This window comes from Palleronia pelagia (genome assembly GCF_900110115.1).
In the GTDB taxonomy this organism is placed as follows: domain Bacteria; phylum Pseudomonadota; class Alphaproteobacteria; order Rhodobacterales; family Rhodobacteraceae; genus Palleronia; species Palleronia pelagia.
In genome coordinates, this window is record NZ_FOCM01000006.1 from 152,003 (window position 1) to 164,908 (window position 12,906).

At 69.2% G+C, this 12,906-nt stretch carries 14 protein-coding genes; all 14 read left to right on the top strand.

Annotated features, from left to right (window positions below):
* Positions 1–16: 16 nt before the first annotated feature.
* The 14 genes from BMX96_RS13690 (at position 17) to BMX96_RS13755 (ending at position 12,906) form a co-directional block, all read left to right on the top strand.
* Positions 17–568 carry a TRAP transporter small permease subunit gene (locus BMX96_RS13690; protein ID WP_091846005.1) on the top strand — a complete coding sequence of 184 codons (552 nt, stop codon included), beginning with the start codon at positions 17–19 and terminating at the stop codon, positions 566–568.
* Positions 565–1,845 carry a TRAP transporter large permease gene (locus tag BMX96_RS13695; protein ID WP_091846006.1) on the top strand — a complete coding sequence of 427 codons (1,281 nt, stop codon included), beginning with the start codon at positions 565–567 and terminating at the stop codon, positions 1,843–1,845. Before BMX96_RS13690 ends, BMX96_RS13695 begins: the two co-directional genes overlap by 4 nt.
* Positions 1,846–1,907: 62 nt before the next feature.
* Positions 1,908–2,534, top strand: coding sequence for a hypothetical protein (locus tag BMX96_RS13700; RefSeq protein ID WP_091846007.1), 627 nt, complete (start codon positions 1,908–1,910; stop codon positions 2,532–2,534).
* The gene (ybgC, locus tag BMX96_RS13705; RefSeq protein WP_091846008.1) at positions 2,531–2,911 is read left to right on the top strand and encodes a tol-pal system-associated acyl-CoA thioesterase; all 381 of its coding nucleotides are present in this window, start codon (positions 2,531–2,533) and stop codon (positions 2,909–2,911) included. The genes BMX96_RS13700 and ybgC overlap by 4 nt, the downstream gene beginning before the upstream one ends.
* 112 nt (positions 2,912–3,023) lie before the next feature.
* Complete coding sequence (gene tolQ / locus BMX96_RS13710; protein WP_091846009.1) at positions 3,024–3,719, top strand: protein TolQ; 696 nt, start codon at positions 3,024–3,026, stop codon at positions 3,717–3,719.
* A gap of 3 nt (positions 3,720–3,722) precedes the next feature.
* Complete coding sequence (gene tolR / locus BMX96_RS13715; RefSeq protein ID WP_091846010.1) at positions 3,723–4,193, top strand: protein TolR; 471 nt, start codon at positions 3,723–3,725, stop codon at positions 4,191–4,193.
* 35 nt (positions 4,194–4,228) lie between these two features.
* Positions 4,229–5,368: a cell envelope biogenesis protein TolA gene (locus tag BMX96_RS13720; RefSeq protein ID WP_236737075.1), complete on the top strand. Its 1,140-nt coding sequence runs from the start codon at positions 4,229–4,231 to the stop codon at positions 5,366–5,368.
* A gap of 98 nt (positions 5,369–5,466) precedes the next feature.
* Positions 5,467–6,798: a Tol-Pal system beta propeller repeat protein TolB gene (gene tolB / locus BMX96_RS13725; protein WP_091846012.1), complete on the top strand. Its 1,332-nt coding sequence runs from the start codon at positions 5,467–5,469 to the stop codon at positions 6,796–6,798.
* 91 nt (positions 6,799–6,889) lie between these two features.
* Entirely contained in the window at positions 6,890–7,432 is a 543-nt protein-coding gene (gene pal / locus BMX96_RS13730; RefSeq protein ID WP_073127935.1) for a peptidoglycan-associated lipoprotein Pal, read from the top strand.
* 1 nt (position 7,433) lies between these two features.
* A complete protein-coding gene (gene ybgF, locus BMX96_RS13735; protein ID WP_091846013.1) occupies positions 7,434–8,270 on the top strand; it encodes a tol-pal system protein YbgF in 837 nt (278 codons plus the stop codon).
* Between the two features lie 28 nt (positions 8,271–8,298).
* A complete protein-coding gene (gene tilS / locus BMX96_RS13740; RefSeq protein ID WP_091846014.1) occupies positions 8,299–9,540 on the top strand; it encodes a tRNA lysidine(34) synthetase TilS in 1,242 nt (413 codons plus the stop codon).
* Positions 9,541–9,612: 72 nt separating this feature from the next.
* On the top strand, positions 9,613–11,529 hold the full coding sequence (gene ftsH / locus BMX96_RS13745) for an ATP-dependent zinc metalloprotease FtsH (protein WP_091846015.1): 1,917 nt from the start codon (positions 9,613–9,615) through the stop codon (positions 11,527–11,529).
* 115 nt (positions 11,530–11,644) lie between these two features.
* Complete coding sequence (locus tag BMX96_RS13750) at positions 11,645–12,286, top strand: hypothetical protein (protein WP_091846016.1); 642 nt, start codon at positions 11,645–11,647, stop codon at positions 12,284–12,286.
* 2 nt (positions 12,287–12,288) lie between these two features.
* Complete coding sequence (locus BMX96_RS13755) at positions 12,289–12,906, top strand: MOSC domain-containing protein (protein ID WP_091846017.1); 618 nt, start codon at positions 12,289–12,291, stop codon at positions 12,904–12,906.

Here is a 12,906-nt window from a genome sequence, read left to right on the forward strand (position 1 = left end):
CAACCCGGAGAGCCCGATGACCGCCGAACGATTTCTCGCCTTCCTGCGCCGGTTGAACACCGGCGTCGCGATCCTGGTCGGCATCGGGCTTCTGGGCTGCGCCGCATTCGTCCTGCTCGACATCGTGCTGCGCCAGGTGGGCACGTCTTTCGGCGGGACGGACGAGATCTCGGGCTACGTGATGGCCGTCGCCACGTCCTGGGGGATGGCCTTCACGCTGCTGGAACTGGGGCATGTCCGCATCGACCTGTTGCGCACGCGCCTGCCGAGCCGGGGCCGCGCGGCGATGGACCTCTTCTCGATGCTGATCCTCGCCGTGGTCGTCACGCTGATCGCGTGGCAGTGCTGGCCTGTGCTGGCCAATTCGCTGCGCAACGGCTCGACCGCCAACACGCCGCTGGAAACGCCCCTGGCCTGGGTCCAGACGCCTTGGCTGCTGGGCTGGGTCTGGTTCGCGCTGGTGTCGTGGGCGACGCTGTTCGCCGCGGCGATCCTGGTCTTGCGCGGCGAGTTCGACAAATCCGAGGCCGCCATCGGCGCCTTCGCCGAGACGGAGACGCTGCAATGATCGCCTATGTCTCCATCGGCCTGCTGGGCCTTCTGACCCTGTCGATCCCGGTGGGCATCGTCCTGTTCATCCTCGGGATCGGAATCGACCAGTTCTTCACGCCCTTTCCGCTGCTACGGGGGTTGGGCAACCTGGTCTGGTCGTCCTCGAACTCGGCCACCCTGATCGCGATCCCCTTCTTCGTGCTCCTGGGCGAGATCCTCGTGCGCTCGGGCATCGCCGAGCGGACCTATGCCGCGCTCGACAAGTGGATCTCGTGGCTGCCGGGGGGGCTGATCCACGCCAACATCGCCACCGCGACCATGTTCTCGGCGACCTCCGGGTCGTCGGTCGCAACCTCGGCCACCGTCGCGACCGTCGCCATGCCCCAGGCCGAGCGGCTGGGCTATGACCCCAAGCTGTTCTCGGGCGCGATCGCGGCGGGCGGCACGCTGGGCATCATGATCCCGCCCTCGATCAACCTGATCGTCTACGGCTTCCTGACGCAGACCTCGATCCCGCAGCTGTTCCTGGCCGGGCTGGTCCCAGGCATCGCGCTGGCGCTGGCCTTCATCCTGGTGACGGTGCTGATCTGCATGGTCCGTCCCGACCTGGGCGGCGAGACGCGCAGCTTTCCGCTGGGCAAGATGATCCGGGCGCTGCTGGACCTGGTGCCGATCCTGCTGCTGTTCGCGGTCATCATCGGCACGATCTACAAGGGCTGGGCCACCCCGACCGAGGCCGCGTCGGTGGGCGTGGCGGGCGCCTTCGCAATCGCGCTGGCGATGGGCGGGGTGAACTTGCGGATGATGCGCGACAGCCTGACCGGCACGGTCAAGATCACGTCGATGATCATGCTGGTGGTGATCGGCGCGTCCTTCCTGAACTTCACCCTCTCCTCGGCCGGGCTGGGCGCGCAGCTGCGCGGGTTTCTCGAGGGGCTGGGGCTGGGCCCGCTGGGCACCATCCTGGTGGTCGTGCTGATCTACATCGTGCTGGGCTTCTTCATCGAAACCCTGTCGCTGATGGTGGTGACGATCCCGATCATCGTGCCGCTGGTCGTCGCGCAGGGGTTCGACCCGATCTGGTTCGGCATCCTGATGATCGTGCTGATCGAGATGGCCCTGATCACGCCGCCCGTGGGGCTGAATCTCTACGTCGTGCAGGGCGCGCGCCGCAGTGGCAGCATGACCGACGTGATGCTGGGGGCGGTGCCCTTCGTGGTGGTCATGCTGCTGATGTCGGCGCTGCTGATCGCCTTCCCGCAGATCGCGCTCTGGCTGCCAAGCGTGCTCTAGCCGCCGCACGCGACCCGATTGCAACCTTGCCCTGCCGCCCGCCCATCGGATAGCGAGGCGGCATGACACCCGACGAGATCACCGAACTCTTCACCCGGTCGGATGGCAGCTACGCCTTCGCCCGCTGGGGCCGCCCCATCGCGCCCGTCGTCTTCGGCGTCGAGGACGCGACGCTGGGGGTGGTGAAGGGCGCGCTCGAGGCCGTGTGCCAGATGGCCGGGCACACGATGGCCGAGACCGACCCCGAGTTGGGCGTCAACTTCATGGTCTTCTTCTTTCGAAACTGGGACGAGCTGCGCCACGTCCCCGACCTGGACCGGCTGATCCCCGACCTCGTGCCTCTGGTGGAGCGGCTCGCGGCGGCGGACGCCAACCAGTACCGCGTCTTCCGCTTCGACGAGAGCGGGGCGATCCGGGCGTGCTTCGTCTTCCTGCGGATGGATGACCACCTGTCGGCGGTGCCCGCCGATACGCTGGCGCTGAGCCAGGTGGTGCAGTCGATGCTGCTGTGGTCCGACACCGCCTTCACCGACCGCTCGCCCCTGGCCGTCACGCCCGGCGGCGCGACGGTGCTGCGCCCCGAGATCGGCGCGCTGGTCCGCGCGGCCTACGATCCGGTGATGCCCGCCTGCGCCGACGACCCCAGCCACGCCCTGCGCCTCGCCGCACGGGTCGGGCAGGCGCAGTGACCCACAGCTTCCCCGTCACCGTCTACTACGAAGACACCGACATGGGCGGAATCGTGTACCACGCGAATTACCTGAAATTCATCGAGCGGGCGCGGTCGGACTGGGTGCGCGGGCTGGGCGTCGACCAGAACGCCCTGCGCGACGCCGGCGTCGTGTTCGCCGTGCGGCGGATCGAGGCGGATTTTCGCGCACCCGCGCGGCTGGACGACCGGCTGGAGGTGACGACCGAACTGGCCGAAAGCGGCCGGGCGCGGCTGACGCTGGCGCAGGCCGTGACGCGCGGCGAAACGGTTCTTTTTACCGCGCGGGTCGAGCTTGCGGCGCTTGCGACGGCGAACGGGCGGCCCGTGCGGCTTCCGGCGGAATTGCGCCGATAGCGCAGTGCTCACCGCATCGTGCGGCAGTGGTGGCTTTTGCGGCCGCAATCAGGTAAATAAGACGCAACGAGGCCCGGAAAGCGGCCCGACCGAGGCATGAAAGAGCAGTCTTATGGAAACCGAGACCCTGGCGGCCGCGTCGCAGATGGATTTCTCCCTGTGGGGACTCTACGCCCGCGCCACGATCACCGTGAAGCTGGTGATGCTGATGCTGATCCTCGCGTCCTTCTGGGCCTGGGCGATCATCATCCAGAAAGCCATCGCCTTCCGCGCCGCGCGGCGCGAGGCGGCCCGCTTCGACGCGCAGTTCTGGTCGGGCGAGCCGCTGGATGATCTTTACCGCACGCTGGGGCCCGACCCCGACGGCCACGCCGCCAGGGTGTTCGCCGCCGGGATGGCCGAATGGCAGCGCTCGCACCGCGACGACGGCGCGATGATCCCCGGGGCGCAGTCCCGCATCGACCGCTCCATGGACGTGGCGATCCAGCGCGAGGCCGAGGATCTCGAGCGTGGCCTGCCCTTCCTCGCCACCGTGGGCGCGACCGCGCCCTTCATCGGGCTGTTCGGCACGGTCTGGGGCATCATGAACGCCTTCATCGAGATCGCGGCGCAGCAGAACACCAACCTGGCCGTCGTGGCCCCCGGCATCGCCGAGGCGCTGCTGGCCACCGGCCTTGGCCTTCTCGCCGCCATCCCGGCCGTCATCTTCTACAACAAGCTGTCGACCGATGCGAACCGCATCGTCGGCGGCTACGAGGCCTTCGCGGACGAGTTCAATACCATCCTGTCGCGCCAGCTGGACGCCTGAGCCATGGGCGCGAACGTCATCCAGAAATCCAGCGGTGGGCGACGGGGCCGGCGCCGGGGCCGCGCGCGCCCCATGGCCGAGATCAACGTCACGCCCTTCGTCGACGTGATGCTGGTGCTGCTGATCGTGTTCATGGTGGCCGCGCCGCTGCTGACCGTGGGCGTGCCCGTGCAGCTGCCCGAAACGGCGGCCGAGGCGCTGCCCACCGAGCAGGAAGAACCGCTGTCGATCACGTTGACCGCCGACGGCCGCACCCTGCTGATGGATAACGAGACGGAAAGCGCCGACCTGATCGCGCAGCTGCGCGCCATCGCCGCCGAACGCGAGAGCCGCAAGGTCTACGTGCGCGCGGACGGGGCGATCCCCTATGCCGACGTGGTGCGCGTGATGGGCGCGCTGAACGCCGCGGGCTTCAACGATATCGGCCTGGTGACCGACTCGGGCGGCCCGCGTCTCGACGGGTCGGACGGCTGAGCGCATCCATGCAGCCCGGGACCATCATATCGGGCGTGGCACACACGCTTCTGATCCTGTTCGCCCTGTTCGGCGGGCTGTTCGAGCGTGATCCGCTGCCGCCCCCCGACGTGGCCCAGGTCAGCGTTCTGAGCGAAGAGGAATTCGCCGCCCTGACGCGCCCCGAGGTGGGCGAGCAGCAGGCCGAGACCGAGCCGCCCACCGCCGCGCTGGAGATCCCCGAGCCCGCACCGGCCCCCGAGCCCGCACCGGCCCCCGAGCCCGCACCGGCCCCGGAACCCACACCCGAGCCCGAACCGGCCCCCGCGCCCGAGCCGGCACCGCCCGCGCCCGAACCCGACCCGGCGCCCGAGGCCCCGCCGGCGCCGCCTACCCCGCAGGTGCGCGACGACCGGCCCGTGGCGCCGCAGGACGTGCCGCGCCCCGCGCCCCGCGTCTCGACCGAGGCGACCCCGCCGCCCCCGCCCGAGGCCGAGCAGGCGCCCGAGGTGGTCGAGGCCCCCGCGCCCGAGCCCGAGCCGGAAGAGCCCGTCGAGGTTGTCGAGGACCAGACACCGACCGCACCGCCCGAGACCGCGGACCAGATCGTCACCGAGGCCGAGCGCCCGTCGCAGCTGACCAACGCCGCGCCGCTGGGCACGCCGCGCCCGCGCGGCCGCCCCGAGCGTCCGGCCCCCGCGCCGCAGACCGAAACCGCGCAGGATCAGCCCGCGCCGACCGAGGCACCCCGCACCGAGGCCGACACCCAGACGGCGGCGTCCGACGACGTGAACAGCGCCGTGCAGGACACGCTGGCCGGGCTCGAGCAGTTGATCGACCAGGCCCCGCAGGAAGGCATTCCGGCCGGCCCGCCGCTGACCGATGGCGAGAAGGAGGCGTTCCGCCTGTCTGTGCGCCAGTGCTGGATCGTGGATACCGGGTCCGAGGCCGCCAACGTCACCGTCTCGATCCGCTTCGGCCTGAACCGCGACGGCAGCGTGCAGGCGGACACCCTGCGCCAGACCGGCGCGTCGGGCGGATCCGACGCGGCCATCCGCTCGGCCTTCGACGCCGGGCGCCGGGCCATCCTGCGCTGTGCCGCGCAGCAGGGCGGCTACAAGCTGCCGCCCGAGAAATACGGCCAGTGGCAGGAGGTCGAGGTGACCTTCAACCCCGAAGGCATGCGGCTGAGATGAGCCTGTGTTATTGCATATCCACGGGCGCCAGCGCACGGGAACCCCGGCGCGCCGCCGCCATTGACCATCCATCGCTGAAAGCAACCATCGGATTTCCCATGACCCTTCTGCGTTTCCTGATCGCGGCCATCCTGGCCACCGCGGCTTTTGCCCAAGTGACCGCGCCCGCGCGGGCGCAGGACGGCCCGCTGCGCATCGAGATCACCGAGGGCGTGATCGAGCCACTGCCCTTCGCCCTGCCGACCTTCATCGCCGAGACACCCGAGGCGCAGAGTTGGGCACAGCGCATCACCGACGTTGTGGCCGCCGACCTGACCGGCACGGGGCTGTTCCGGCGAATCCCGTCCGACGCCTTCGTGACCCAGGTGACCCAGTTCACGCCCAGCGTCACCTATGCCAACTGGAAGGCGATCAACGCGCAGGCCCTGATCACCGGCGCCGTCAGCGTCACCGGCGGCCAGATCAGCGTGAAGTTCCGCCTGTTCGACGTGTTCTCGGAGGCGCCGCTGGGCGAGGGCCTGCAATTCGGCGGGACCGAGCAATCCTGGCGCCGCCTGGCCCACAAGGTCAGCGACGCGGTCTATTCCCGCATCACCGGCGAGACGGGCTATTTCGACAGCCGCGTGGTCTTTGTCAGCGAGCAGGGACCGAAGAACGCCCGGCAGAAGCGTTTGGCGGTCATGGATTACGACGGTGCCAACGTGCAGTACCTCACCGACAGCGGGTCGCTGGTGCTGGCGCCGCGGTTCTCGCCCACCGGTGACCGCGTTCTTTATACCAGCTACGAAACCGGCTTCCCCCAGATCTACGAGTTGAACGTCGGCTCGGTCAGCCGCACCCAGCTGCCCGTTCCGGCCGAATCGATGACCTTCGCGCCGCGCTACGCGCCTGATGGGCGCACCATCGTGTTCTCGGCCGCCATCAACGGCAACACCGATATCTATTCGCTCGTGCCCGGGTCCGCGCCGCGACAGCTGACCAACGCGCCGTCGATCGAGACCGCGCCGTCCTACAGCCCCGACGGCAGCCAGATCGTGTTCGAGTCCGACCGGTCCGGCAGCCCGCAGCTCTACGTGATGCCCGCGGGCGGGGGCGAGCCGCGGCGCATCAGCTTCGGCGAAGGACGCTATGGCACCCCGGTCTGGAGTCCACGCGGCGACCTGATCGCTTTCACTAAACAGAACGCGGGCCGCTTCCATATCGGGGTCATGCGCACCGATGGCAGCGAGGAGCGCCTGCTGACCGCGTCCTTCCTGGACGAGGGCCCCACCTGGGCGCCCAACGGCCGAGTCATCATGTTCACCCGCGAAAGCGCGGGCGCGGGCGGGCAGCCCGGGCTGTTCTCGGTCGACGTGTCCGGGCGCAACCTGAAGCAGGTGCCCACGCCCAACGCGGCATCGGACCCGGCATGGTCGCCGCTGCTGCCGTGAGGATGACGTGTTTCCTTGGGGCGTGCCCCCTGCTAGAATCGCCACAGCCAGACCCGCTTCAGCGGGCGTTCGCCCATTCGAGGATTGAGCCATGACCCTTCCCCGCGCAGCCCTGCTGCTGAGCCTTGCCCTTGGCCTTGCGGCCTGTTCCAGCCCGGCGCGCTTCGGCGCGGGCGGCCCCGGCGCCGATGGCGCCCCGCTCAGCGCGGGCGGTGGTTTCGGCTCGGGCGCCGACGGCGTGACCAGCGGCCCGCTGGATCCCGCCTCGCCCGAGTATTTCAGTCAGACCGTCGGTGACCGCGTGCTGTTCGCCGTGGACCAGTCCACGCTGAACGACGAGGCGCGCCGCGCCCTGTCGGCCCAGGCGCAGTGGTTGATGTCCAACCCCGGCTACACCGCCATCGTCGAAGGCCACGCGGACGAGCAGGGTACCCGCGAATATAACCTCGCGCTGGGCGCACGACGCGCGGCCTCGGCCCGCGACTACCTTGTCGCGCAAGGCGTGGCGGCAAGCCGGCTGCGCACGGTGACCTACGGCAAGGAACGCCCGATCGAGGTCTGCTCGACCGAGGCCTGCTATGCCCAGAACCGCCGGGCGGTCACGGTGATCGCGGCAGGCGCGGCGGTCAGCTGACATGCGCCGCCTTCTGCCGCTGATCCTGGCCGCTGGCCTTGCGCTGCCGCAATTCGCCACCGCGCAGGACACCGAGACGCTGGCCGACATTCGCCAGCAGCTTTCGGCGCTGTTCACCGAGGTCGAGGGCCTGCGGTCCGAACTGCAGACCACCGGTGCGACGGGCGTCGACCTGTCCGGCACCTCGGCGCTCGAACGGGTGGACGCGATGGAGGCCGAGCTGCGCCGCCTGACCAGCCTGACCGAAGAGCTGGAATTCCGCATCAACCGCGTGGTTGCCGACGGCACCAACCGGGTGGGTGACCTGGAATTCCGCCTGTGCGAGCTGGAAGAGTCCTGCGACATCGGCAGCTTGGGCGAGACGCCGACGCTGGGCGGCGACAGCGGGGCCGCGCCCCCGCCGCGCATCGCGCCCGCCCCGCGTCCCGCGACGGGCGGCGGCGGTGCCGAGCTTGCGGTGGGCGAGCAGGCCGCGTTCGATGCGGCGCAACAGGCGCTTGACGCGGGCAACACGCAAGAAGCCGCCGACCTGTTCCAGCAATTCGCCCAGACCTACACCTCGGGGCCGTTGACCACCCGCGCGCATTACCAGCGCGCCCAGGCGCTGCAGCAGCTCGGCAACCAGGCCGAGGCTGCCCGCGCCTATCTCGAAGCGTTCTCGGGCGCGCCGCAGGGGCCGATCGCGCCCGACGCGCTGCTGAACCTTGGCGTCATGCTGAACGAGTTGGGTCAGCGCGAGGATGCCTGCGCCACCCTGAACGAGGTGACGGTCCGGTTCCCCGACAGCCCCGCCTCGATCGCCGCGCAGACATCGCGCGGATCCATCGGCTGCGGCTGATGCCCGCCGCGACCGACCTGCCGGGAATATGGCGCTCGAAGGACTTCGTCAGCGCCTGACGGATCTGCCGCAGGGTCGATTCGGTGTCGCCGTGTCCGGCGGCAGCGATTCCATGGCGCTTCTGCACGTGGCCGCCGAGACGCTGGGCCCCGCCCGCCTGTGCGCCGTGACCGTCGATCACCGCCTGCGGCCCGAGGCGGCGGACGAGGCGCGGACGGTTGCCCGGGTCGCCGCCGGACTTGGCGTGTCCCAGGATATCCTGAGCTGGACGGATGGTCCCTCCGCCCGCGAGACCTCCGGCAACCTGTCCGAGCGGGCGCGCGAGGCACGCTATCGCCTGATGGCCGACTGGGCGCGCGAGCGGAGGTTGATTGGGGTCCTGCTGGGGCACACGGCGGATGACGTGGCCGAGACCTTCGTCATGCGCCTTGGCCGGCGCGCGGGGCTGAAGGGGTTGGCGGCAATGGCGCCGGTCACGCATTTTCACGGTGTCCCGTTTCACCGCCCCGCGCTCGACGAGCGGCGCGCAGCGCTGCGCGACCACCTGTCCGCGGCAGGCCTGCACTGGATCGAGGACCCCAGCAACCATGACCTCCGCTATGACCGAGCGCGGGCAAGGCACGCGTTGCGGCACCTGTCGGCGGCCGGCCTGGACCCGGACGACATCGCGGCGGCCGCCACCCACCTCCGGGCGGCGGAAATCGGGTTGCAGCATTTGTTGTCGGATTGGGCGACCCGCCACGCCCGGACGCACCGGGGGGCGACCCTGATCGACGCACCGGCCCTGTTCGACCTGCCGTCCGACCCGACGCTGCGGGTTCTTGGCGGGGCCTTGCGCCATGTCACCGGTGCGGCCCATCCGCCCCGGGCCGCCGACCTGTCGCGCTTGCTGGCCGCTTTGCGTTCGGGCGATACCCGCGCGACGTTGCACGGCTGTCTCGTGACGCGCGACCGAACGGGAATCGCGGTCCTGCGCGAACCCGCGATGGCCGAGGCAAGCGTGCCGGTTCCGCTGGGCGCCACCTGGGACGATCGCTGGATCGTGACCGGCCCCGGGGAAAGCGGGATGAGCGTGAAAGCCGTCGGTGCGGCCGGGCTCTCCCAGCTCGGGAACTGGCGTGAGGCCGGCCTGCCGCGCGCGCAGGCGATGTCCGGGCCCGGAGTCTGGCGGGGCGAGACCCTGATCGCGGCGCCGGAACTGCTGCCGGATGGTCCATTTGCCGCAAAATTCGCCCGCGACGATTTTCCCGCATGGCTTGCCTCGCATTGAAGACGCTGGCCTGATACCTATGTGCAAACCATGCCGGCGAAGCCGGACGAACCCACGAATAGGGAGATTTCCTTGGGCAACGCGCGCAACATCGCCTTCTGGCTGGTGCTTTTCTTCCTGCTGCTGGCGCTCTTCAACCTTTTCTCGGGCGGCTCGTCGACCATGTCGTCCCGCACGCTCAGCTATTCCGAGTTCATCGAGCGCGTCGAGCAGGGCGAAATCTCGTCCGTCACGCTGGACGGTGAGCAGGTCATCTTCCGCGGCGCCGACGGGCAGGACTATACAACCGTCCGCCCCGATACCGGCGACCGGCTGACCGAGCGGCTGATCGACAACAACGTCACCGTGAACGCCCGCCCGCAGGAACAGTCCGGCTTTACCACCGTGCTGATGACGTTCCTGCCCTTCCTGCTGCTGATCGGCGTCTGGATCTATTTCATGAACCGGATGCAGGGTGGCGGCAAAGGCGGTGCCATGGGCTTTGGCAAGTCGCGCGCCAAGCTGCTGACCGAGAAGCACGGGCGCGTCACCTTCGACGATGTCGCCGGCATCGACGAGGCCAAGGAAGAGCTGGAAGAGATCGTCGAATTCCTGCGCAACCCGCAGAAGTTCTCGCGCCTGGGCGGCAAAATCCCCAAGGGCGCACTGCTGGTGGGGCCTCCGGGCACCGGTAAGACGCTGCTGGCCCGCGCCATCGCTGGCGAAGCCGGCGTGCCGTTCTTCACCATCTCGGGTTCGGACTTCGTCGAGATGTTCGTGGGCGTCGGCGCCAGCCGCGTGCGCGACATGTTCGAGCAGGCCAAGAAGAACGCGCCCTGCATCGTCTTCATCGACGAGATCGACGCCGTGGGCCGGTCGCGTGGCGCGGGCTACGGCGGCGGCAACGACGAGCGTGAGCAGACGCTGAACCAGCTGCTGGTCGAGATGGACGGCTTCGAGGCGAACGAGGGCATCATCATCGTGGCGGCCACCAACCGCCCCGACGTCCTCGACCCCGCGCTTCTGCGTCCCGGCCGCTTCGACCGTCAGGTGCAGGTGCCCAACCCCGACATCAAGGGCCGCGAGAAGATCCTCGGCGTTCACGCCCGCAAGGTGCCGCTGGGTCCCAATGTGGATCTGCGCATCATCGCGCGCGGCACGCCCGGCTTCTCGGGTGCCGACCTGGCGAACCTCGTGAACGAATCGGCGCTGATGGCCGCCCGTGTCGGTCGGCGTTTCGTGACCATGGAGGATTTCGAGAACGCCAAGGACAAGGTCATGATGGGCAGCGAACGCCGCTCGATGGTCATGACCGAGGACGAGAAGAAGCTGACCGCATACCACGAGGCCGGACACGCCATCGTTGGCCTGAACGTTCCGCAGCACGACCCGATCCACAAGGCGACGATCATTCCGCGTGGTCGTGCGCTGGGTCTCGTGCTGTCGCTGCCCGAACGGGACCAGCTGAGCGTCAGCCTGACGAAATACACCTCGAAGATCGCCATGGCGATGGGCGGCCGCGTTGCCGAGGAACTTATCTTCGGCAAGGAGAACGTCACCTCGGGCGCGGCGTCGGACATCCAGCAGGTGTCCAAGATCGCCCGCGCCATGGTCACGCAGTTCGGCTTTGCCGAGGAATTGGGCTACGTCGATTACGCGAACGAGCAGCAATCCTATCTCGGCGGCATGTCGGGCGGGACCAGCCACTCGGCCGCGACGCAGAAGGTGATCGACGACAAGGTCAGGGAAATCATCGACGAAGGCTACAACACGGCCAAGCGAATCCTGACCGAGAAGCGCGAAGACCTCGAGCGGCTGGCACAGGGCCTGCTGGAATACGAGACGCTGACCGGCCCCGAGATCCAGAAGGTGATCAACGGCGAGCCGCTGAGCCGCGGGGATGACGACGACCGGCCCGACCAGGGCAACACGCCCTCGGTCACGTCGATCCCCAAGACCAAGCCGAAGCCCAAGTCCGACCCGGGTCTGGAGCCCGAACCGTCGACCTGAGCCTCAGCGGTCACGCGGGGCGGGGACCCTTGATCCGCCCAAAGCGTTAAATCCGGGCCGTGCCAAGCAGTTGGCGCGGCCCTTGTCTTTCATCCCCGGACACGGTGCCGAACACATGCCCCGAACGACAGCCACCCATCGCCATACCACCCTGCGCCTGGTCGTCTGGGCACAGGCGGTGATCCTGGCGTTCGTCTTCCTGGACTTGCTGGTCAGCGACAGCGCCGACTGGCTGCTGCGAGAAGGGGGCAGCATCGAGACGGTCAGCGCGGTGCTGCTGGCCATGGCGGCCGTGGCCCACGCGCGTCTGCACAACTTGCGCCGCGACTGGCACGTCCCGGTGGGTTTGCTGCTGCTGTCGCTGCGCGAGCTTGACGCCGACAAGGCCTTCACGACCGAGGGCATCCTGCAAAGCAACCTCTATACCGACCCCGCGCCCTGGCCGGAAAAGGTGATCGGCGGCGCCGTTGTGCTGCTGGCCTTGGTCGTGCTCTTTCGCCTGGCGCGCTACCAACTGGTGCCGTGGCTCCGCGGCCTGTGGGCCGGCGATGGGTGGGCGTGGACCTTCACGCTGGCCGGTGTCCTCGTGGTCGTGGCCAAATCGCTTGACGGGATCGCCCGCAAGCTGGCACCGCTTGGTATCGACGTTTCTAACGATCTGGCCCGCTTCAGCGGCCGGGTCGAGGAGAGCTTCGAGCTGATCTTCGCGCTGTGCCTGATCGCCGTGGTCGGGCTGTCGCGCCCGAGGGAGACCTGAGAATGCCCGTGCTGGAACCCACCGATCACACCTGCACCGTCGTCTGGCTGGGCCGCGTGGCCCATCGCGACCGGCCCGCCGTGGACGGCGCCCCGGTGGACATCATGCCGCTGGACTTCGGCGGCATGGCGGGCGAGCACCACGCGGGCGTGACGCGCGCGTCTTGCTCACGGGTCACCGCGCTGCATCCCAAGGGCACCGAGATCGCCAACGTGCGGCAGCTGTCGATCCTGTCGCAGGAAGAGCTCGACGCAATCGCCGCCGACATGGGCACCGCGCCGCTGGACCCCGCCTGGCTGGGCGCGTCGCTGGTGGTGAAGGGGATCGACGATTTCACCCACCTGCCGCCATCGTCGCGGTTGCAGGGGGCGGATGGCGCCACCCTGGTCATCGACATGCTGAACCAGCCTTGCCAGTTCCCGGCCATGTCCATCACCGAGGCCAGGGGCGATGTGGGCAAGACTTTCAAGCAAGCCGCCGACTTGCGCCGGGGCGTCACCGCCTGGGTCGAGCGTCCGGGCACCCTGCGGTTGGGCGATACGCTGCGGCTGTTCGTTCCCGGCCAGCGGGCCTGGCGCGGCGGCCGGCAGGCGGAACCCGCCACGCGCGCAGCGGGCTGA